A 22035-nucleotide genomic window follows, 5' to 3' on the forward strand; every position below is an offset into this window, starting at 1 on the left:
GGCGTCTTAACCGGTGGCAGCAAGCGAGATGTCTTGTCTGAGGGACTGGCCGCGCGAGGCGGCGACCACCGCATCGACGTCCAGGATGAGGGCGACGCGGCCGTCGCCGAGGATGGTCGCGGCGGCGATGCCGGGAACATGGGTGTAGTTCGCCTCCAGGCTCTTGATGACGACCTGGCGCTGGCCCTGGATGGCATCGACCATCAGGGCGCGCTGGCCGCCGCCTTCCGATTCGACGAGCAGCGCGACGCCCTCGATCGGATTGGCCTGGGTGGAGCGGAAGTTGAGGATCCGGCCGACATCCACCAGCGGGCAGAACGAATTGCGGATCGAGATGAGCCGCTGCGAGGCGCCGAAGGAATGAATGGCCGCAGCTTCCGGCTGCAGCGTCTCGACGATGGCCGTCAGCGGCACGACGAGCGTCTGGCCGGCGACCGTGACCACCATGCCGTCGAGGACGGCGAGCGTCAGCGGCAGGCTCATGGTGAAGACGGAGCCCTGGCCGGGCTTCGAGGAGATCGAGATGCGGCCGCCGAGCGCCTGGATGGAGCGCTTGACGACGTCCATGCCGACGCCGCGGCCGGACAGGTCCGACACCTTCTCGGCGGTCGAGAAGCCGGCGTGGAAGATCAGATTGTCGATTTCCTCGTCCGACAGGTTCGCGTCGGCCGCGATCAGGTCGTTGTCGATGGCCTTCTGGCGCACCCTCTCGCGGTTGATGCCGGCGCCGTCGTCGGCAAGCTCGATGACGATGCGGCCCGAGCGGTGCTTTGCCGTGAGGCGGACCGTGCCTTCCGGGTTCTTGCCGAGCGCTTCGCGCTTTTCCGGCATTTCGAGGCCGTGGTCGACCGCGTTGCGGATCATGTGCGTCAGCGGCTCGGCGAGCTTGTCGATGACGGTCTTGTCGACTTCGGTGTTCTCGCCTTCCGTGATGAGGCGAACCGACTTGCCGGTGATGTCGGCGATTTCGCGGACGGTGCGGGCCATGCGCTGGAAGACGGGCTTGACCGGCTGCGCGCGGATCGCCATCACCGAATCCTGGATCTCGCGGGTGAGCTGCTGCAGCTCCTCGAGGCCCATATTGATGGAGGACGTGCCGTTGGTGTCGTTCTCCACGACGCTCTGCGAGAGCATCGCCTGGTTGATGACGAGCTCGCCGACGAGGTTGATCAGGCGGTCGACGCGGTCGAGATCGACGCGGATCGTCTGGCCGGCGGCCTGGTTCGCCTGCGCGGCGCTGGCGGCCGAGGCGGCGGCCTTGGCGTTCTCGGCGGCGCGGCTGGCAGCCTGGGAGACCTTGGTGGCGGTTTCGGCGGCGGCGACGGCTGCGGCCGCGTCGCTTTCAATGGCGGCGGGTTCTTCCTCCGCGGCGGCCGAGCCGCCCTCGTCGAGGATCGACAGGTCGAACGGCACCGGCTGCATCGGCAGTTCCTCGTCGCCGGAAGCCTCGCCGACGATCTCGTCCTCGATGGTGCGGATGTCGAGGTCGCAATCCCACTCGGCGAATTCGAAGACGGAGCGCACGCCATCCTCGCCCTTGTCGGTCGTCACCGAGATCTTCCAGGAGAAATAGGCTTCTTCCGGGTTCATCTTGTCGAGCGGCGGCAGGCTGTCCATGTCGCAGTAGACGCTCATCTCGCCGAGGCGGGAGACGTCGCGCAGGAGAAGGACAGCCTCGTTGCCCTTGGCATAGAGGTCCTTCTTCGGCTTGAAGACGACCTGGCAGATCGGCACGTAGCGATCGGCCGGCTCGTCGTCGAAATCGCCGAAGGAGAAGGGGATCGGCTGGAAGCCTTCGTCGTTGACCGCCGGCTTCTCGACGACCGGAGCCGGCACTGCCGGCTTGGGCGCGGCGGCGGTCGGTTTCGGCGCGGGCGCTTCGGCGGCGGCCGGGGCCTCGCCATGGGCGAGCGCTTCCAGTTCGCGGATGAGGGTGCGACTGCGGGCCTCGTCGACGCTGCCGCCGTCGCGCGCCGCGTTGGTCAGGTCCGCCAGGACGTCGGCGGACTTCAGCATGACCTTCAGGACGTCCTGGGTGGGCTCCAGCTTGTTGGATCGAACGCAATCCAGTGTCGTCTCGAACACATGGGCGAAGGAGACGAGATCGTCGAGACCGAAGGCACCGGCACCGCCCTTGATCGAATGCACGGCGCGGAACACGGCATTGACCGTTTCCGGGTCGCGATCCCCGTCGTTCAGCTTCAAGAGACCGGATTCCAGTTCCGCGAGCTGCTCCTCGCACTCCTGGAAGAAGATCTCTTTGATTTCGTTCATATCCATCGGGAGTAATCCTGGACTAGTGATTTCAGGCGGTTACGCGCTCGATCGCATCGATCAGCTTGGTCGGATCGAAGGGCTTGACGATCCAGCCCGTCGCACCGGCCTGGCGGGCACGGTTCTTCTTTTCCGCATCGCTCTCGGTCGTCAGAACGAGGATCGGGATCGCCCGGTACTTCTCGTTGCGGCGCACGCCCTCGATGAAGCCGAAGCCGTCGAGGCGCGGCATGTTGATGTCCGTGACGATGACGTCGGGATTGGCGTTCTCCAGAACCTCCAGGCCCTCGACGCCGTCTTCGGCCTGGATGGTCTCGAAGCCCGCATTGTTGAGCGTCACCAGAAGCATGTTCCGGATCGTCCGGGAATCATCCACGGTCAGGACTTTTTTCTTCATTGCCTAGCCTCCTGTGCCAGCAAGTGATCAATGTTCACGCCGATAAGCTGCATTGTCTTCATGAAAGGGTCGGACACCTTGCCGAAGGTGAAGGGCTGCCTCTCCTCTTCCCAGCTCTTGGCGCCGGCCATCAGGACCTGGGCACAGAGCGCCCCCACCCGCTCGACCGCCGAAGCGTCGATGACGAGCGGATTGCCCTTGAGGCCCATGAGCTGCTGGTGCAGCGCCGTCGCCTCGTTGAGGTCGAGAACGGGGGCAAGGCTTAAACTTTTCTGAGCGGCTTTCTTGCTCGCCATTATCGTTTTCCTTGTTTGAAACAGTCTCTGCGTCTCATCGAAATCGCCGCTCCGCCGCCGGGAGTGGAGGGCGGATGACTTCCTTCCGAAATCCGGCTGCGCGCCGTCGAAAACCAGTGCCGTGGCCGTCTCGCCGCCATCTCAGCCCCCAAAACCGACGGCGCGGGCCGTCAGGAGTTCGAGGGGGAAGGCTTCGGCCCCGCTGCCCGCCGGCGCCGCGAGCGGTTGCGCGGAAGCAGTCCGTGCCGGGCGGCGGAGATCACGCTGCGCGGCAACGTGGAACTCTCGGATCGTGCGGCCGAGTTCGAGAATGACCGTGTGCAGGTCGCCGCCGGCTTCGCCGATGCGGCCGGCATCCGTGGCATCCGCTTCCAGCGCGCGGCCGGCGCGGCCTATGTCGGCGCTCACGCCGTCGAGCCCTTCGGCATCGACCGCACTCTCGCGCACGATGCCGGTGATGGCATCGTTGATGCCCTCGACCTGGCGCACGATATTGCCGATCGCGTCCTGGGTGCGGTGGACGTGCTCGACACCGGCCTCGACCTGCGCCTTGGTGCCCGTCACGAGCTGCTTGATCTCGCGCGCCGCATCCGCCGAACGCTGGGCGAGCGCGCGCACTTCCTGCGCGACGACGGCAAAACCACGGCCGCTGTCGCCGGCGCGGGCGGCCTCGATGCCGGCATTGAGCGCCAGAAGGTTCGTCTGGAAGGCGATCTCGTCGATCACGCCGATGATCTGGCCGATCTTCTCTGCCGAGGCCTCGATATCCGCCATGGCCGACATCGCTTCGCCGACGATGTTGCCGGAAAGCGCGACCGAGGCCTGCGTGGCGGCGGCAGCGGACTGCGTCTTGCGCGTCTCGCCGAGCGTCTGGCGCACACGCTCGACGATGGAGCCGAGCGCGTTGGCCGTCTCGATCAGGTTGGCGGACTGCTCGGCCGAGCGGGCCGAGAGCGCGCCGGCGCCGGAAGCGAGCGTGCCGACGAGGCGGTCGCTCTCGCTCGCCCGGTCGGCGGCGGAAGCGAGGCGGGACTGGATCTCGTCGAGCGCGCCGTTCAGCGTCTCGGCCATGTCGCGCCAGGCCTCGGGCATCTCGCCGGAAACGCGGGTGGAGAAATCGAGCTGCGACAGGCTGCGGATCGTCTCGCCGAAGACACGGTCGAGTTCGGCGCGGTCCTCGCGGCGCTGCTCGCCGAGCGCGCGGGCATGGGCATGGCGCAGTTCGTTGAAGCGCAGCGAGACGCCGATCTCGGCGTCGACCATCGCCGTGCGCAGGAAGGCGGAGACGAGGTCGGTCAGCTCCTGGCGGCGGGCTTTTCCCGCGCCGGGCAGGATGGATTTCGGCCAGTATTCCTCGATGAGGCCGGTGACGACCGTCTCCAGGACGACCGAATGGCCCGCGATGCGCCAGCGCGGATCGAGGCCCATCTGGCTTTCGCTGTCGGCGAGGACCTTGACGCGCTCGGCATAGAGGCCGTCGAACCGCGCGTCGGTAAGCACGCCCCAGTGGGAGCTCTGGAGGTCGTGCAGGCGGTCGATCTGGCGCTCGCTCTGGAAGTGGCGCGCGGCGTCGGGAAAGGTCTGGAAACGCTGGAAGAGGTCGCGCAGCGCCGTTTCGACATGCCGTTCGAGCGTCTGGCGGTGGCGGCGGAGCGTGTCGCCCTGGGCGCTTTCGACGCCGGCAAAGCGCAAACGGTCGCGCAGGCTGGTCGCCTGTCCCGTTCGTGCCTGTTCTGCCGGCATATCCTGCACCCGCATGCTCCCAAAGCCATGATGCCGGCCGCCCGGAAGGGCTGGCCGCGGAATTCTCGCATGGAGGGTGTGGCGCAAGCCGCGGCCAGCCGTCGATCCATGATCAAATTCGGTGAAACTCGAATACCGGCTCAACTCCGGTACGGCGGTTCGGCATCATGCCTGGGTGAGAAACGGCGAATTTCCCATTCCGACGTGTAGTCCCAATGTTTATGGTTAATTCCTTGCCTGAAGGTTAATGGTTCATGGCCTGCTTATGCCTTTGCTAAAATTAAAACAGCCCGACGTTGCGTCAGCCTCGCGCAAGCTCGCGCGCGCAAGGTAAGGCTATTGACTGGCAATGATGCCAGGAGGAACGGGCAATGATTGTTCTTGCACTGGGCGCAACGGTGATCGCGGCAGCGACGCTGGCCGCCATCTATCTGCTTCTCGACATCGACGCGGGGCGTACTCCGGCCAAGGCCCGGGTGTTCTAACCCGCCGCGACCAGCTTTCGCCAGCGTGCGGCATAGTCCGCCGCACCTTCGGGCAAGACCTCTTCCACCCAGACCAGGGCCGGCTCCGGCGCGCGCCCGGCGGCAAGGCACGCCGCGCCGACGCTCGTGCCCGTGGCACTGCCGCCGGCCAGCACCGGCCGCCCTGTCGCAACCCGCAGCATCGCCAGGAAGGCCCGGTTGGCGGCAAACGGTCCCTCGACGATCACGGGTCCGTCCGCGCCGATGAGATCGAGGCAGGTCGCCGTCATCAAGGCGAGGTGGAAGGCGATGACGGCCTGGGCCGCGTCCTCGCCCAGATCCTCCCGCGGCACGGTCCAGGCCGCCTTGCGGCCCGGGAACGGCCCCGATTCTTCCGGCAGCGAGGGCAGCAGCATGGCGCCGCGCGAAAACACCTCGGGAATAGCGGAGGCCGGCAGGTCGCCGGACCGGCCGCCGAGCACGGAAAAGGCCCGCCCGCCCATGAAGCGGGCGGACGGTACCGGATCGCCGAGCGCATTGACGTTGACCAGCGTGTCGCGCGCCTCGTCCAGCAGGACCGGTCGCCCGCCCATCGCCATGACGACGACCCATGTGCCGGTGGAGACGACGGCATAGGGCGCAGAGCGCGTCAGCACATAGGGCAGCAGCGAGGCATTGGAATCGTGGATGCCGCAGTGGACGGGCACGTCCGGCCGCAGCCCGGTCGCAGCCGCGACCTGCGGGAGGATAGGGCCGAGCACATCGCCGGCCTTGCGCACCGGCGGCATCAGGCGCGTCCAGCCCTGGCTTTCGACGAGGCTGGAGAAGTGGCCGCCGCGCGGCTCCCACAGGTCGGCATGGCAGCCGAGCGACGTCACCTCGCTGGCGGCGATGCCGGTGAGGCGGAAGGACCAGTATTGCGCATACATCAGCAGAAAGCGCGCCTTGCCGAACGCATCCGGAAAGCGCTTCGACTGCCAGTAGACCTGCAGCCCCGCATTGAGCCCCACCGGCAGGACGGGCGTGCCGCTGTCCTCGAAGCGCGGGCGGAGGGCGCGATAGTCCTCCGCAAGCGCCTGCGGCCCGTCATGCTCGTAGTCCAGCACCGGCAGCACGAGATCGCCGCCTTCGCCGACCAGAGCGGCGGTTGCGCCATGGGTGGTGATCGAGATGGCATCTATCGTGCGCTCGTGGTTCAGCGCCGCAAGGCTTTCCAGGATGAAGGCCCAGAGCTTTTCCGTATGGAAATGCGGATAGGGCGCGGCATTCACCACGCCGTTCGGCATGGTGCGGGCGGCGACCTCGCGGAAATCCTCGCTGTCGACGAGCACCACCTTGGCATTCGTCTTGCCGATATCGATGACGGCGATGGTCTTCATCGGTTCAGTCCATATGGAAGACGGTGACGAGCGGCACGGCGACGGGCTCGTTGTCCGGCTTCGTCTCCATGATATCGGCCATATGCGCCCACCAGCGCTGCATGACCGGATGGTTCGGCAGGTCCGCCATCGTATGATCGTCGCGCCGCCAGAGCACGCCGAAGAGCAGGTTCGTCTCCTCGTCGAGATGGATGGAATAGTCGGAGACGCCGGCCTCCTTCAAAAGCGCGGCAAGCTCCGGCCAGATCGCGTCGTGCCGCGCCGTGTATTCGGCTGCCATGCCGGGATTGAGCCGCATGCGGAAGGCGTATTTCTCCATGGCTCAACGGCTCCCGCGCAAACGCCGGTAGAGGATCGGCAGCGCGATGACGGAAATCAGGAGCAGGCCGATGAAGATCGACATGACGATGCCGGGCACGTTCAGGAGGCCAAAGCCGAAGGTGACCATGCCCATGATGAGCGCGGCCAGCACCACGCCGGGGATGGTGCCCGATCCGCCGAGAATGTTGACGCCGCCGAGCACGACCATCGTCACCACTTCCAGTTCCCAGCCGAGCGCAATGGAGGGGCGTGTCGAGCCGAGGCGGGCGGTGAGGCAGATCGAGGCGATCGCAGCCATCAGGCCGGTCAGCAGGAACAGCACGAATTTCACCCGGCCGACGCGGACGCCGGAAAAGAGCGCGGCCGTCTGGTTGTTGCCGATGGCGTAGACGGCGCGGCCGAAATTCGTCTTGTGCAGCACGACGCCGTAGACGACCGCCAGGCCCGCGAAGAGGCAGAATTCGAAGGAGAACACCCACCAGACATAGCCCTGCCCGAACCACGAAAAACTCGCGGGATAGCCCGTAAAAGCCTGGTCGCCGAGGATGACGAAGGAGAGGCCGCGGAAGAGGCTCATCGTACCGATGGTGACGACGATGGACGGCAGGCCGAGGCCGGTGACGAGCAGGCCGTTGAACGCGCCGCAGGCAAGGCCGGTGGAAAGCCCGATCAGGACCAGCGCCGGCGTATCGAAGCCGAGCTGCACGGCAAAGCCCATCACCGTCGACGTCAGCGCGATGATCGAGGCGACGGAGAGGTCGATCTCGCCCGAGATGATGACCAGCGCCATGGCAAAGGCGATCATCGCCTTCTCGGTGAAGTTGAACGTCGCGTCCGACAGGTTCCACGGATCGAGGAAATAGGGCGAGGCGAAGGAATTGACGAGGAAGATCGCCAGCGCCACGGCGACGAGCAGCGTCTCCCAGCTTTTCACCAGCCGGGTGCCGCGGCTTTCCAGCCTGTCGGGGATGTGGCGCGCGAGCGTCTGGGTCTCAGCCATGGGCCGCCTCCGCTTTCCTGAGGATCACCCGGCCCTTGCGCTTTTCGGCTCTGGCGTTCACGGCGACGGCGATGATGATCACCGTGCCCGAGATCGCCATCTGGGCGAAGGGCGAGATGTTGATGACGGGCAGCGCATTCTTGATGACGCCGAGGAAGAGCGCGCCGAGCACCGCGCCGCCGACCGAGCCGATGCCGCCGGCGATCGAGATGCCGCCGATGACGCAGGCCGCGATGATGTCGAGCTCGAAGCCGGCCGCGATGTCGACATAGGCGACCGCATAGCGCGAGACCCAGAGATAGCCGGAAAGGCCGGCGAGCGTGCCCGACAGGCAATAGGCCAGGAACCGCGTGCGGCCGACGTCGATGCCGGTATAGACCGCCGCGTGCGGATTGCCGCCGACGGCGAAGAAGGCGCGGCCGAGCGGCGTGCGGCGCATGACCACGACCATCAGCGCGATGATGACGAGCGACAGCCAGGAGAGCAGCGGGAAACCAAGGAACACGGTGCGCGGCAGCGCCTTGAAGGCGTCGCTCATCTGATGCGCGTTGATCCACGCGCCGCCGGAGAGCAGGAAGATCAGGCCGCGATAGATGGTGAGCGTGCCGAGCGTGACGACGATCGGCGGGATATCCAGCTTCCACACGAGAAGGCCGTTGATCGAGCCGAGAACGGCACCGAGCGCCATGACCGTGAGGAGGAGGAGCGGAACGGGCAGGTCGGGCATCGCCGCGTTGAGCATGGCCGCGACCATGCCCGACAGCGCGAGGTTGGCGGCCATCGACAGGTCGATGCAGCGCGTCAGGATGACGGCCATCTGGCCGAGCGCCAGGATGATCAGGATCGACGTGTCGTTGTAGACATTGGCAAGATTGCCGGGCGCCACGAAGGGCGGGAAGCGCAGGGCGATCAGCGCCACGAGCGCGATGATCGCCACGACCAGCAGCATTTCGCGGTTCTTGAGCAGGCGTTTCATCAGGCGGCCTCCTCGATGCCGGCGGCGGCGCGCACCAGTTTCTCGGCCGTCAGCTCCGCTCGCTCGAAGCGGCCGGCGATGCGGCCCTCGCGCATGACGATGACCCGGTCGGCCATGCCCATGATCTCGGGGATCTCCGAGGAGACCATGATGACGCTGAGGCCGGAGGCGGCAAGCTCGCTCATGAAGGCGTGCACGGCCGCCTTGGAGCCGATATCGATACCCTTGGTCGGCTCGTCCAGGATGATGACCTGGGGCCTTGTGGCCAGCCACTTGGCGATGACGACCTTCTGCTGGTTGCCGCCCGAGAGCGTGCCGACGTCCTGGTCGAGCGAGGCGGCGCGCAGATCGAGGCGCGCGGTGTATTCGCGCGCCAGGGCGAATTCCTCGGCCATGCGCAGGAAGCCCGAGCGCGAAGTGCGCGAGAGCGAGGGCAGCGTGACGTTCTGGAAGATCGGAAGGCCGATGATCGCGCCCTGCCGGCCGCGCTCCTCCGGCACATAGACGATGCCGGCGGCGATCGCCTCGGCGGGCGAGCGGATGACCTTGACCGCGCCGTGCAGCTTGACGGCACCGGCCGACGGCTTCGTGACGCCGATCAGCGCCTGCATGAATTCCGAGCGGCCCGCGCCGACGAGGCCGTAGAAACCGAGGATTTCGCCGCGGCGCAGCTCGAAATTGATATCCTCGAATTCCGTCGGATGGCGATAGCCGGAGACGGTAAGCACCGGCTCGCCGATCGCGGCCTCCTGCTTCGGGAAGACCTGGCCGACATCGCGGCCGACCATCTGGCGCACGAGATCGTCCTGCGTCGTCTCGGCGATCAGCCCCTCGCCCACCATGCGCCCGTCGCGGAAGACGGTGTAGCGGTCGGCGATGCGGAAGATCTCGTCGAACTTGTGCGAGATGAAGAGGATCGCCTTGCCGTCCGCCTTCAGCCGGTCGACCAGGTCGTAGAGCTCGTGGATTTCCTTGTGCGACAGCGCCGCCGTCGGCTCGTCCATGATGACGACGCGGGCGTCGATGGACAGCGCGCGGGCGATGGCGACGAGGTGCTTGCTGGCGATGCCGAGGTCGCGCAGGCGGATCGACGGATCGAGGTCGGCCCCGACGCGGGCGAGCAGCGCGCGGGCATCCGCGTTCATCCCCCGCCAGTCGATGAGGCCGAGGCCGGTGCGCGGGGCATGGCCGAGGAAGATGTTCTCGGCGACCGACAGTTCATCGAAGAGCACGGTTTCCTGGTGGATGGCGGTGACGCCGGCCTTCGCCGCCGCGTTGGCGGTCGGGAAATGGGTCTCCACGCCGTCGACGCGGATGGTGCCCTCGTCCGGCTGGTAGATGCCGGTGAGGATCTTCACCAGCGTCGACTTGCCGGCCCCGTTCTCGCCGACGAGCGCCGTCACCGAGCCCGGATAGAGCGCGAGCGAGACCTCGGCGAGCGCGCACACGCCGGGAAAGGATTTCGAGATCCCCTCAAGTGCGACGGCGGGCTTCATCCGCGATGTGGTCGTGTCCTGCAGCAAGTCTCGGTCCACCGGTTGGGTTTGTCGTGCTCGCTTACGAGCGAAGCGGGCGGAAGGGCCCCTCTCCTTGGCCCTCTCCCCGCAAGCGGGGAGAGGGAACAGAGGCGTTGCGGCAAATTCCCTTCTCCCCGTTCACGGGGAGAAGGTGGCCGGCAGGCCGGATGAGGGGCACATTCCGTTCAAACGCCGGATCAGAAGATCTTGGCGAATTCCTCGACATTCGAGGCATCGTAGACGAACGGGTCGGCCATCGCACCTTCGTTGTTGTCGTCGAGCTTGACGGTGCCCATGCGGCCCATCTTCAGTTCCGCGCCGGGCTTGGCTTCCGCGCCGCCGATCAGGTCGTAGGCGATCATGGTGGCGGAGTAGCCGAGGTCGATCGGGTTCCAGATCGCGAAGGACTTGGAGGCGCCCGACTTCACATGGCCGGCCATTTCGGACGGCAGGCCGAGGCCGGTGACGTTGATCTGGCCGACCTTGCCGGCATCCGTGACGGCCTGCGCGGCGGCGACGATGCCGACGGAGGTCGGCGCGATGATCGCCTTCAGGTTCGGATGCGACTGGATGAGGCCCTGCGTCTCGCGGTAGGACTTGTCGGCAAGGTCGTCGCCATAGACGGTGGCGACCACGTTGATGCCCTTGTAGTTGCCGAGCACCTTGTTCATCTCCTCGATCCAGACGTTCTGGTTGGTCGAGGTGGCGGTTGCCGACAGCACGGCGACGTCGCCGCCGTCCGGCAGGTTGTCGGCGGCGAGCTTGATGATCATGTTGCCGATCAGCGGGTTCGACGACGGGTTGAGGTGCATCGAGCGGCCTTCCGGCGCGACGCCCGAATCCCAGGAGATGACCTTGATGCCGCGGTCCATGGCCTTCTTGAGGGCCGGCACCAGGGCGTTGGTGTCATTGGCGGAGACGGCGATGGCGTCGACCTTCTGGGCGATCAGCGAGTTGATCACCTCGATCTGGCCTTCCGCGGTGGTCGTCGTCGGGCCGGTATAGATGACCTCGACGTCGCCCAGCTCCTTGGCGGCTTCCTGCGCGCCCTTGTTGGCCGCCTCGAAGAAGCCGATGCCGAGCGCCTTGACGACGAGGGCGATCTTCTTGGTTTCCGCCTGCGCGGTGGCCATCATCGCGACCGAGACGGCCGCGGTCACAAGCAATGTCTTCAGAATTTTCACGACTGTTTCCTCCCAGTGAAAATCAACCCGCCGGCCTCATGCCGGCGAAGATGCGTTCTGCGTTTTGGCGTCCATCTGAACGTTTGCGACGATCAGGTTGACGCCGGCCTCCTCCAGCATCGCGGCATCCCTGTCGCCGATGCCCGAATCCGTGATGACGGTTGCGATGCGCTTCAGCCCGCACAGGATGAGGCTGGAGCGCTTCCTGAATTTGGTGGAATCGACGAGCACGACGAGTTCGTCCGCCTGGTCGATCAGCTTCTGCTCCGCCTGGATGAGCAGCGGATCGGCCTCCATCAGGCCGAGCGGCCCGAGGCCCTGCGCGCCGATGAACATGCGGCGCGCATAGAAATTGCGCGTCACGTCGTTGTCGAAGGGGCTGAGCACGATGTTCTGCTCGCGGTAGATCGTGCCGCCGGACAGCATGATCGTGTTCTTCGAATGCTTCAGCAGGTGTTCGGCGATGTTGAACGAATTGGTGAAGACCTGCATGCGGCGGTTGGTCAGGAAATGCACCATCTGGAACGTGGTGGTGCCGCCGTTGATGATGATCGGGTCGCCGTCCTCGCAGAGCGCCACCGCCTCCTTCGCGATCGCCTGCTTCTGGCGGGTGTTCAGCGTCTCGTTGACCGTGAAGGGCCGGCCTGCGAGGCCGACGAATTGCGGCGGATGCAGCGCCTCCGCCCCGCCGCGCACCCGGCGCAGCTTCTTCTGCACATGCAACGCGGCGATATCGCGCCGGATCGTCGCCTCGGAACTGTCGGTCAGGTCCACCAGCTCGGGCACGGTGACGACCGGCTTCTCCTGAACGGCGGACAGAATGATCCGATGTCTTTCCTTCTCGTGCATGGCTCCTCCAGTGCGTGCAATGCTTCCATCCGGAACGCGCAATGTCAATCATGATCAATCATATTTTTTCATTGTGCAGCGCAATATGATCGTTTTTGATCGTTTATGATTGACATGCTCGCCGCTCTCATGTGATCTGGAAGCATGCCATTCAAGCGCGGCGACAGCCTTGCGCATGAGAAACACCGGGAGGAAATGCCGATGCTGGAGACGAACCAGGGCGCGCGCCTGACAAACCTTTGGGATGACGCCAGGGCGTCGGCAATGAACGAGGCGGAGCGGCTGCTTTATCGCTCCAACCTGCTCGGCTCCGACAAGCGCATCACCAATTACGGCGGCGGCAACACGTCGGCAAAGGTGATGGAGACGGACCCGCTCGGCGCGGGCGAGGTGGAGGTGCTCTGGGTGAAGGGCTCGGGCGGCGATGTCGGCACCATCAGGATGGACGGCTTCGCGACGCTCTACATGGACAAGCTCAACGCGCTGAAGGGTCTCTATCGCGGCCTCGATCATGAGGACGAGATGGTGGGCTACCTGCCTCACTGCACCTTCAACCTCAACCCGCGCGCGGCCTCCATCGACACGCCGCTGCACGCCTATGTCCCGAAGAAGCATGTCGACCACATGCATCCCGACGCGATCATCGCCATCGCCGCCGCGAAGAACTCCCGCGAACTGACGCAGAAGATCTTCGGCGACGACATCGGCTGGCTGCCCTGGAAGCGGCCGGGCTACGAACTGGGCCTGTGGCTGGAAAAGTTCTGCCTGGAGAACCCGAACGCCCGCGGCCTCATTCTGGAAAGCCACGGCCTCTTCACCTGGGGGGACACCGCCCGGGAATGCTACGAGACGACGATCGAGATCATCAACAAGGCGATCGCCTGGTTCGAGGAGAACAACACGGCGCCCGCCTTCGGCGGCGCGGTGAAGCCCGTGCTGCCTGCTGCCGAGCGCCGCGCGGTCGCCGAGAAACTGATGCCGGTCATCCGCGGCATGATCAGCAAGGATGAGAAGAAGGTCGGCCATTTCGACGACGGCAGCGCCGTGCTCGATTTCGTGACGTCGAAGAACCTCGCGCCGCTGGCGGCGCTCGGCACCAGTTGCCCCGACCATTTCCTGCGCACGAAGATCCGCCCGCTCGTCGTCGATTTCGATCCGGCCAATCCGGACGTCGACAAGACGCTTGCCGGCCTCGAAGACGCCGTGGCCGCCTACCGAGCCGACTATGCGGGCTATTACGAGCGCTGCAAGCGGGACAACAGCCCGGCCATGCGCGACCCGAACGCGGTCGTCTATCTCGTGCCCGGCGTCGGCATGATCACCTTCGCCAAGGACAAGGCGACGGCGCGTATTTCCGGCGAGTTCTATGTCAACGCCATCAATGTGATGCGCGGCGCTTCGGGCGTCTCCGACTATGTCGGCCTGCCGGAGCAGGAAGCCTTCGACATCGAATACTGGCTGCTGGAGGAGGCGAAGCTTCAGCGCATGCCGAAACCCAAGAGCCTTGCCGGCCGCATCGCGCTCGTCACGGGCGGGGCCGGCGGCATCGGCAAGGCGACGGCGGATCGGCTGATGGCGGAGGGCGCCTGCGTCGTGCTCGCCGATATCGACGAGGCCGCGCTCGCCGAAGCCGAGAGCGAGCTTGCCGGCCGCCACGGCAAGGACGTCGTGCGCTCGGTCGCCATGAACGTCACCGACGAGGCGCTGGTGGCCAGAAGCTTTGCCGATACGCTGGTAGAATTCGGCGGTCTCGACATTCTCGTCTCCAATGCGGGCCTTGCGTCCTCGGCTGTGATCGAGGACACGTCGCTGGAACTGTGGAACAAGAATATCGGCATCCTGGCGACCGGCTATTTCCTCGTCTCGCGCGAGGCCTTTCGCCTCTTCCGCCGGCAGAAGGCCGGCGGCAACGTCGTCTTCGTCGCCTCCAAGAACGGCCTTGCCGCCTCCCCCGGCGCCTCGGCCTATTGCACGGCGAAGGCCGCTGAAATCCACCTCGCGCGATGCCTGGCGCTGGAGGGCGCCTCGGAACAGATCCGCGTCAACGTGGTCAACCCGGACGCCGTGCTGCGCGGCTCGAAGATCTGGACCGGAGAGTGGAAAGAACAGCGCGCGGCCATCTACAAGACCGACACGAAAGGGCTGGAGGCGCTCTACCGCGAGCGCTCCATGCTGAAGCTCTCCGTCTTCCCGGAAGACATCGCCGAGGCGATCTACTTCCTCGCCTCCGACATGTCGGCGAAATCGACCGGCAACATCATCAATGTCGACGCGGGCAACGCCCAGTCCTTCACGCGCTGAGGAGGGTTCGATGACGATGATTTCCACGGATGTGATCGCGCGCGAGAACGACAGGCGCCTCGCCGACCTCAGAGGCGACTACAACCATCTCGGCGCGCAGCTTGCCCGCCGCGGCGTCGATATCGATGCGGTGAAGAAGAAGGTCGCCGCCTATGCGGTGGCCGTGCCCTCCTGGGGCGTCGGCACCGGCGGCACGCGCTTCGCCCGCTTTCCCGGCGAGGGCGAGCCGCGCAACATCTTCGACAAGCTGGAGGACTGCGCGGTCATCCAGGAGCTGACCCGCGCCACGCCGACCGTCTCCCTGCATATCCCTTGGGACAAGGTCTCCGACCTGAAAGAGCTGAAGGAACGGGGCGCCGCCCTCGGCCTCGGCTTCGACGCGATCAATTCCAACACCTTTTCCGACGCGCCGCAGCAGGAGCATTCCTACCGGTACGGCTCGCTCTCCCATGCGAATGCCGCGACGCGCCAGCAGGCGGTGGAGCACAATCTGGAATGCATCGCCATCGGCGATGCGCTCGGCTCCAAGGCGCTGACGGTGTGGATCGGCGACGGCACGAACTTTCCGGGGCAGGCGAACTTCACGAAAAGCTTCGAGCGCTACCTCGACGCGATGAAGGCCATCTACAAGGAATTGCCCGAGGACTGGCGGCTCTTCACCGAGCACAAGATGTACGAGCCGGCCTTCTATTCGACGGTCGTGCAGGACTGGGGCAGCAATTACCTGATCGCCCAGGAACTCGGCCCAAAGGCCTATTGCCTCGTCGATCTCGGCCACCATGCGCCGAACGTCAATATCGAGATGATCGTCGCCCGGCTCATCCAGTTCAAGAAGCTCGGCGGCTTCCATTTCAACGATTCGAAATATGGCGACGACGACCTCGACACCGGCTCGATCGACCCCTACCGGCTCTTCCTCGTCTTCAACGAACTGGTGGACGCCGAGACGCGCAAGGCCGAGGGTTTTGCCCCTGCGCACATGCTCGACCAGAGCCATAACGTCACCGACCCGATCGAGAGCCTGATGCGCAGCGCAACGGAAGTCTGCCGCGCCTATGCGCAGGGGCTGATCGTCGATCGCACGGCGCTTGCCGGCTATCAGGAGACGAACGACGCGCTGATGGCTTCCGAGGCTTTGAAGGCCGGCTTCCGCACCGATGTCGAGCCGATCCTCGCCATGGCGCGGCTGGAGACGGGCGGGGCGATCGATCCGGTCGCGACCTACCGCACGGCGGGCTACCGGGCGAAGGTGGCGGCGGAACGCCCGGCGGTGGCGAGCGGCGGCGGAGGCATCGTCTGACGCGGGACAAGAGAACTCTTCAAATCCTCTTGCTTTCCGGAAAACGGCTGCCAGATTGGACGATGACAGAATGAGACTGTCGAAGGGAGCATCGTATGGGCATTGAAAGCATTCTCGTTTTCCTCATCGTCGGCGCCGTTGCGGGCTGGCTTGCCGGGCTGATCGTTTCAGGCTTCGGCTTCGGCCTGATCGGCAACATCGTCGTCGGCATCGTCGGCGCCTTCATCGCCGGCTACCTCTTTCCGGCCATCGGCATCAGCCTCGGCAGCGGCATCATCGCCGCGATCATCCATTCCACGATCGGCGCGGTGATCCTGCTCGTGCTCATCAAGGTCATCAAGCGCGCCTGACCGCACGCCTGGAAACTTGAAGGCCGTGGCGGTTCCCCGCCACGGCCTTTTCATTTCAGTTGACGCTGACCGGCCTGGAGCGCATGCGCGAGACCGTCTCGCGCTCGGCCCGCTTGCAGCGCATCGGCGGCAGGCCGCGGTCCATCAGCGCCATGTCCTCCAGCACCATATCGCCCATCTTCTTGAAGGCGCTGTCGAGCGCGCCCGCGCGATGGGCCGAGCGGATGAAACCTTTCAGCCGGCGCACCGGATGGTCCGCCGACAACGGCTCCTCAGGATAGACATCGCTTGCCGCAACGATGTGGCCGGCCTCGACCGCCGCCATCAGCGCGGGGAAATCGACGACATCCGCCCGGCTGAGCAGGATGAAAGCCGCGCCTTTGCGCATTGCGGCGAAAGCTTCGGCCCCGAGGAAGCCCCTGTTCTCGCTCGTCACCGAGGCGACGACGAAGACGAAGTCGCTCATCCCCAGCACTTCGGACAGCGCGGCCGGCTCGACGCCCGCCTCCCGCAGCATCGAGGGCGGCAGCCAGGGATCGAAGACGCGGATTTTCGCGCGGAAACCCGAGAGCACGCGGTTCAGCGCCCGCCCGAGATCGCCGAAACCGACGATGCCGACCTCGGAGCCGGAGAGGAGGCGCGCGGAGCGGTTGCCCTCCCCGCCCCACAGTTCCGTCCCCTCGCGAAAGGCGACGTCGGCGTCGATTACGCCGCGGGCAAGGTTCAGCGCCATGGCGAGGCCGAGTTCGGCCACCGGCTCGGCGAAGACCTGGCCGGTCGTCACGACATGGACGCCGCGTTCGAACAGCACCTCGTAGGGCATGTTGTCGAGGAGATTGCTCTCGACATTGAGGATCGCCCGCAGGTTCGCCATGCGCGCCAGCGTCCCGGCGGAGAGCGGCGGCTGGCCGATGATGTAGCGCGCCTCGCCGAGCACCGCGTCGCTGAGCCCCGCTATGTTTTCCGGATCGGCCTCGACGAGGCGATAGGTCCGGCGCAGTTCGGCCTCCGCCGCGGGGGTGAAGATGAGGTCCAGCGTGCGCGGTTCGGGCGCGCTGATCACCAGCGGCAGGCTTTCGTCGGTCATGGCTCCTCCGGATGCAGGGCCCGGCCGGAACGGCCGGGAAGGAAACGGCGCGCTACCAGTCGTAGCCGCGCAGGCTGCGTTCGCGCGACAGCGGCAGGTAGCTGCCGCTCGACGTCACCCCGCCCTGCCTGCAACTGTAGACCGTGTGGCCCCACTGCCGCTTCGTGCTGTTTTCCGGTGGCGGGATATAGCGCGACTCGCACGTCACCGGGTCTTCGGCTTCGTGCTCCTGCGTCGTCACGACGCCCGGCAGGTCGTGAAAAACCTGCGCGCCGGCGGCGGGCGCGAACAGCAGGCCGGCAAGCGCGGCAAGGATCAATCGCTTCGTCATTTTATCTCCCGGCCCCCGGGCCGGTCCTTCGCAATCCATAAAGAAGTACCGCAGCCGGGAAACATGCGCTATAGGCCAGCGGAGACAGAGATAGCTTAGATGGGGTTTTTCATGGCAAGTGCAATCCGGTATCACGAAGGTGACATTCCGGCGCCAGATGCGGCCCGCTACACCGGCGCGATCGCCATCGACACCGAAACGCTCGGCCTCATCCCGCGCCGCGACCGGCTCTGCGTCGTGCAGCTTTCGCCGGGCGACGGCACCGCCGACGTCATCCGCATCGCCGCCGGGCAGAAGCAGGCGCCGAACCTTGTCGCCATGCTGGAAGATCCCGCCCGCCAGAAGATCTTCCACTACGGCCGCTTCGACATCGCCGTGCTGTTCCACACCTTCGGCGTCACCACGCAACCCGTCTTCTGCACCAAGATCGCCTCGCGCCTGACGCGGACCTATACCGACCGGCACGGCCTGAAGGACAACCTGAAGGAAATGCTGGAAGTCGACATTTCCAAGCAGCAGCAATCCTCCGACTGGGCGGCCGAGAAGCTCTCGCCCGCGCAACTCGAATATGCCGCCTCGGACGTGCTCCATCTCCATGCCCTGCGCGACAAGCTGATGGCGCGCCTTACGCGCGACGGCCGGCTGGCGCATGCGGAAGCCTGCTTCACCTTCCTGCCGACGCGCGCCAAGCTCGACCTTCTCGGCTGGGAGGAAACCGACATCTTCGCCCACAGCTGAGCCGTCCCTTGCGGCATTCATCCAGCCCGGACCTGCTCCATAGGCCGGCCGCAGCCGCCCGATACCCCCGAAATCCGGCAGGCGCAGGCTTAACGCGCGGTTAATCCCCTGCGGCCTATTCTCTCCGGCGAGACCGGAGGTTGCCATGTTGACACCCCTGCAGAGCGCGCAGTCCACCGCCGCCGTCTCGGCGATGCAGTCGATCGTCGAAACGCTGGAGGAGCGCCGCCGCGAGGAGGCCGAGAAGGCCAGCGGACGACCGAAGGACGACGCCCGGAAACAGGCGCCCCTGCGCTCGGACGACACGGCGCGACAGGCCAATGCGCGTATCAACGAGCATTTCTTCGGCAGCAATGCCCGCGGCGGGGAAACGCTCGCCAAGCTGATCTCCCGCGTCAGCGACATGCTCGGCATCGTGCAGCAGGACGGCGAGGGCGCCCGCGCCTTCGCGCAGCGCCTTTCCGACCGGCTGACCCTCATCGGCCAGGCCACCCTTCCCACAAAGGGCAGCGCGCTCGGCGTCACTCTTGAGGGCCTCGGCACCACGCTCACCGCCGTCAGGCAGGCGATGGCCGGTCCGTCGGACGATGCGACGGCCAACCTTGTCGCCCGCCTTGCGCTTGCCGCCGGCGTGACGCAGGGCGAAGCCGAAGCGGATGGCGACTTCGAGCAGCGCCTTTCCGGCATGCTGACGCGCCTTCGCGGCGAACTGCCGGAAGACGTGGCGACGCTGGAGAAGAAGTCCGGCCTTGCCGATCTCGGCCTCAAGGCGACCGACCTCGTCGCGGCGATCCGCAATCCCTACGGCACGGAAGCCGCGCGGGTGAAGGACGCGCTTGCCGAAAAGGCCGCGGACGAGAAGGCACTGACACCCGAGATGCGCAAGGTGCTCGCCCGTCTGGAGGACGCGGCGGATCCGAAGACCATCGAGGAACTGAAGCTCGACCGGACCCGGCGCGACCCGACCCGCATCGAGGATGCGGAAACGCGCCAGGAGCGCGAGGAGACGATCCGCTCGCTGGAAGCCGGCGAGAAGCTGGAGGACGTGCAGGACCTCCAGGAGGCCGTCGGCCACGCCCATGCCGAGGCGGCCAAGGGCAGGCGGGAGGACGAGCCGGCCGCCGCCGCGCTCGACACGATCCAGTTGCTCGCCGCCGGCGTCGAGACGACCGAGCTTGCCGACAAGGACCCGGCCAAGGCGGACGGGGCGGGCGACACCGGCGAAATCCCGGCGGAAACCACGAGCGAAGCCGTCCGCAACCTCGATGCGGCCGGCGTGCGAGAACAGGAGGAGCGCGAAGCGGCGCGCAAGGAGGTCTTCGCGCTGCGCGTCGACGACAACGGCATCTACGATCTCATCACGCGCCAGCTCGTCGCCCTTTAGTTTCAGGCCTTGCGCCGCACGATGCCGAGCCGGGCGATGACTTCCGGCGGAATGCCGTAGCGGCGGATGGCGTCCTTCTGGCTGCGCAGGCCGCACATTTCCCGCTGGATGAAGAAGGCCCAGACCTTGTCGGCCGCCTCGTTGAGAAGGTCTTCGCGCTCCGCCTCGCCGCAACCGGCGGCAAGGCGCCCGGCCAAAAGCGCCAGCGCCTTTTCCACCTTCAGCCCGTGCCGGCCGAGCGCATCCGCCCGCTCGGCCATCAGCTCGTATTCGAGAATGTTCAGCCCCGTGTCCCTGCTGAAGGAGGGGGCGAGCGCCTGCGGCGGGCGAACCGTCATCTTTCGTCTCCAGTCATGGACACAAGATGGCGCGGCGCGGGCCTTGCGGCAAGACCTCAGGCGGCGCGGGCGCGCACGGCGTCGAAGGTCCAGTCGACGAGGAGGTTTCCATCGCGCCAGACGGGCCGCATGAGGTTTTCGCGGCCGGCGAGCTGGTCGATGCGCGCGGCTTCTAGGCCGCCTGCGCCCGCCACCACGGCCTGGCGTCCGGCCTTCGAGGCCTTGAGGTTCATCGTCGCCGGGCGCTTGTAGACGTCGTGCCAGGCGCCGTCGGCATCCTGCCGGGCATTCGCCTTCATGGCGAAGGAATAGGTGTCGCGGTTGACCTTCTGCAGGAGCCCCGCCCCCATGCCGAAGGCGATGTTCTCCGCGGAAAAGCCGAAGGCCTCCAGTCGGCCGAGGATGAGCCCGATATCGGCGGGCGAGATGCCGTCGCCCTGGATGACGCGCACGCTGTCGTCCAACACCTTGTAGCCCTTGGCGTTGAGGTGCGTGCCGAAGGCATAGGCGAGCTGGCGCACGACCTGGACGGGCGTTTCCACCGGATCGCCGCTGTCCGGCCTGACGACGAGCGTGCCGCCGGCAGCCTGCACCCGGTCCTTCAGTTGCTTGCCCCAGATCTCCGTGACGGCGTTGTTGATGTCGTAGCTGTCGGAGACGACCGCATAGAGGCCCTTGTCGCCGAACCGGTCGATCATGTTGCCGTAGGCCTCGGCCTCGTGCTCCTGGCCCCAGGCGGTCATGGTCGAGTGCTCGGAGGCGGGTATGGAGAAGCCGGCCATCTCGGCGCCGTAGTAGCGGCGCGCGAACAGCACGCCGCTCACCGTGTCCGTGCCCATGAAATTGACGAGATGCGCCGCCCCGCCGATGCCCGCCTGCTCGAAACTCGTCGTCCCCCGCGCGCCGAAATCGTGCAGGCGGAAGGGGAGAACGGCGGCCGGGTCCTCGCAGGTCTTCTCCAGGATCGGCCTGATGATCTCTCTCACCTTGCGCGAATTGGAGGCGACCGTCGACGGATACCAGATGGCGCGCAGCAACGCGGTCTCGATATAGGAGGTCAGCCAGTGGCATTCGGGATCGGTGTTGACCACCTGCGCGACCGGCACGCCGCGGCGCACCAGCGTGCCCTCGGGCAGCGCCTCGATAAGCAGCGGCAGGAAACCGCCGTGCTTCCTGACGACATGCGTCCAGCCCGCACGGTTGAACGGCAGGCCGTGCGCCGTGACGATGCCTTCGGCCTCGTCCACATCCGCCATCGTCACCGGTTTCGACAGATATTGCTTGAGGAACATCTGGAGGCCGAAGAACAGCACTTCCGCCTGTTCCGAATGGCCGCGCGCCTCGACATAGGAGGAGATGGCACGGGTTTGCGGCGGATATTGCAGGTAGTGGCTGAACTTGTAGCTGTCGGTGTTGAGGATGAGGTTGTCGAGGTTCATCGGGGATCTCCGCCGCATCCGCGGCCGGTGAGCGAGGGCGGCGCAACGGTGCCGCGAAGATTTACGCGAGCTGAGCATAAGGGGCAAGGGCCGCCGTTCGGGACAAGCTGCGAAGCCGCGCCCGCACGCATTAACAACTCGTTAACCATAAAATGCCAATTGTAATCCGTGGAAAGTTGTTCGGCGTTTCGGGCTCGCCCATCCGGCACAGTCGCGTGGTTCCGTGCCTGCCGGACTGCCCGTCGCCTCCCTCGTACCTGCCCGGTTCGCCCGGGCCGAAAGCGCAACCACTCGCAGCGTCGCGCATGATGCGCCATCAGACGAACGATGGAACATTGGCAGGCCTTGCGATGCGGACGGCATCGGC

Annotated in this window: 20 protein-coding genes; 5 read left to right on the forward strand and 15 right to left on the reverse strand. The window is 66.0% G+C overall.

All coding sequences use genetic code 11. From position 1 onward, the window contains the following. Window positions 1–6: 6 nt before the first annotated feature. The 11 genes from AB3G45_RS22905 to AB3G45_RS22955 form a co-directional block, all read right to left on the reverse strand. Window positions 7–2280: a chemotaxis protein CheA gene (locus tag AB3G45_RS22905; RefSeq protein ID WP_367832738.1), complete on the reverse strand. Its 2274-nt coding sequence runs from the start codon at window positions 2278–2280 to the stop codon at window positions 7–9. Between the two features lie 25 nt (window positions 2281–2305). Continuing rightward, entirely contained in the window at window positions 2306–2671 is a 366-nt protein-coding gene (gene cheY1 / locus AB3G45_RS22910) for a chemotaxis response regulator CheY1 (RefSeq protein WP_024270516.1), read from the reverse strand. Next, window positions 2668–2967: an STAS domain-containing protein gene (locus AB3G45_RS22915; RefSeq protein WP_367832739.1), complete on the reverse strand. Its 300-nt coding sequence runs from the start codon at window positions 2965–2967 to the stop codon at window positions 2668–2670. The genes cheY1 and AB3G45_RS22915 overlap by 4 nt, the downstream gene beginning before the upstream one ends. 141 nt (window positions 2968–3108) lie before the next feature. Then, on the reverse strand, window positions 3109–4710 hold the full coding sequence (locus tag AB3G45_RS22920; RefSeq protein ID WP_367832740.1) for a globin-coupled sensor protein: 1602 nt from the start codon (window positions 4708–4710) through the stop codon (window positions 3109–3111). 481 nt (window positions 4711–5191) lie between these two features. Then, the gene (locus tag AB3G45_RS22925) at window positions 5192–6553 is read right to left on the reverse strand and encodes an FGGY-family carbohydrate kinase (protein ID WP_367832741.1); all 1362 of its coding nucleotides are present in this window, start codon (window positions 6551–6553) and stop codon (window positions 5192–5194) included. Between the two features lie 4 nt (window positions 6554–6557). Continuing rightward, window positions 6558–6872: an L-rhamnose mutarotase gene (rhaM, locus tag AB3G45_RS22930; RefSeq protein ID WP_367832742.1), complete on the reverse strand. Its 315-nt coding sequence runs from the start codon at window positions 6870–6872 to the stop codon at window positions 6558–6560. A gap of 3 nt (window positions 6873–6875) precedes the next feature. Next, window positions 6876–7874: an ABC transporter permease gene (locus tag AB3G45_RS22935; protein ID WP_367832743.1), complete on the reverse strand. Its 999-nt coding sequence runs from the start codon at window positions 7872–7874 to the stop codon at window positions 6876–6878. After that, window positions 7867–8853 carry an ABC transporter permease gene (locus AB3G45_RS22940; RefSeq protein ID WP_367833649.1) on the reverse strand — a complete coding sequence of 329 codons (987 nt, stop codon included), beginning with the start codon at window positions 8851–8853 and terminating at the stop codon, window positions 7867–7869. Before AB3G45_RS22940 ends, AB3G45_RS22935 begins: the two co-directional genes overlap by 8 nt. Continuing rightward, window positions 8850–10346, reverse strand: coding sequence for a sugar ABC transporter ATP-binding protein (locus AB3G45_RS22945; RefSeq protein WP_367833650.1), 1497 nt, complete (start codon window positions 10344–10346; stop codon window positions 8850–8852). Before AB3G45_RS22945 ends, AB3G45_RS22940 begins: the two co-directional genes overlap by 4 nt. 218 nt (window positions 10347–10564) lie before the next feature. Beyond that, the gene (gene rhaS, locus AB3G45_RS22950; protein ID WP_367832744.1) at window positions 10565–11551 is read right to left on the reverse strand and encodes a rhamnose ABC transporter substrate-binding protein; all 987 of its coding nucleotides are present in this window, start codon (window positions 11549–11551) and stop codon (window positions 10565–10567) included. Between the two features lie 36 nt (window positions 11552–11587). Next, entirely contained in the window at window positions 11588–12400 is an 813-nt protein-coding gene (locus tag AB3G45_RS22955) for a DeoR/GlpR family DNA-binding transcription regulator (protein WP_367832745.1), read from the reverse strand. A gap of 201 nt (window positions 12401–12601) precedes the next feature. On the opposite strand from AB3G45_RS22955, the gene AB3G45_RS22960 reads away from it, so the two are divergent. The 3 genes from AB3G45_RS22960 (at window position 12602) to AB3G45_RS22970 (ending at window position 16351) form a co-directional block, all read left to right on the forward strand. After that, window positions 12602–14701 (forward strand): bifunctional rhamnulose-1-phosphate aldolase/short-chain dehydrogenase, encoded by a 2100-nt coding sequence (locus AB3G45_RS22960; protein ID WP_367833652.1) that lies wholly within the window; start codon window positions 12602–12604, stop codon window positions 14699–14701. A 10-nt stretch (window positions 14702–14711) separates the two neighbouring features. Next, entirely contained in the window at window positions 14712–16001 is a 1290-nt protein-coding gene (rhaI, locus tag AB3G45_RS22965) for an L-rhamnose catabolism isomerase (RefSeq protein ID WP_367832746.1), read from the forward strand. Between the two features lie 95 nt (window positions 16002–16096). Then, window positions 16097–16351, forward strand: coding sequence for a GlsB/YeaQ/YmgE family stress response membrane protein (locus AB3G45_RS22970; RefSeq protein WP_367832747.1), 255 nt, complete (start codon window positions 16097–16099; stop codon window positions 16349–16351). A 55-nt stretch (window positions 16352–16406) separates the two neighbouring features. Here AB3G45_RS22970 and AB3G45_RS22975 read toward each other — a convergent pair whose 3' ends face one another. Beyond that, window positions 16407–17438: a hydroxyacid dehydrogenase gene (locus AB3G45_RS22975; RefSeq protein WP_367832748.1), complete on the reverse strand. Its 1032-nt coding sequence runs from the start codon at window positions 17436–17438 to the stop codon at window positions 16407–16409. A 52-nt stretch (window positions 17439–17490) separates the two neighbouring features. Next, window positions 17491–17769, reverse strand: a complete 279-nt coding sequence (locus AB3G45_RS22980) for a hypothetical protein (RefSeq protein WP_367832749.1) — start codon at window positions 17767–17769, stop codon at window positions 17491–17493. A 111-nt stretch (window positions 17770–17880) separates the two neighbouring features. Here AB3G45_RS22980 and AB3G45_RS22985 point away from each other — a divergent pair, with 111 nt between their 5' ends. Next, window positions 17881–18507, forward strand: a complete 627-nt coding sequence (locus AB3G45_RS22985; RefSeq protein WP_367832750.1) for a ribonuclease D — start codon at window positions 17881–17883, stop codon at window positions 18505–18507. Window positions 18508–18652: 145 nt separating this feature from the next. Next, entirely contained in the window at window positions 18653–19891 is a 1239-nt protein-coding gene (locus tag AB3G45_RS22990) for a hypothetical protein (protein WP_367832751.1), read from the forward strand. Window positions 19892–19893: 2 nt separating this feature from the next. Here AB3G45_RS22990 and AB3G45_RS22995 read toward each other — a convergent pair whose 3' ends face one another. Continuing rightward, a complete protein-coding gene (locus AB3G45_RS22995) occupies window positions 19894–20229 on the reverse strand; it encodes a DUF6665 family protein (RefSeq protein ID WP_367832752.1) in 336 nt (111 codons plus the stop codon). Window positions 20230–20285: 56 nt separating this feature from the next. After that, complete coding sequence (locus AB3G45_RS23000) at window positions 20286–21668, reverse strand: nicotinate phosphoribosyltransferase (RefSeq protein WP_367832753.1); 1383 nt, start codon at window positions 21666–21668, stop codon at window positions 20286–20288. Window positions 21669–22035 lie beyond the last annotated feature (367 nt).

The sequence above is a fragment of the Shinella sp. S4-D37 genome, assembly GCF_040812195.1.
In the GTDB taxonomy this organism is placed as follows: Bacteria; Pseudomonadota; Alphaproteobacteria; order Rhizobiales; family Rhizobiaceae; genus Shinella.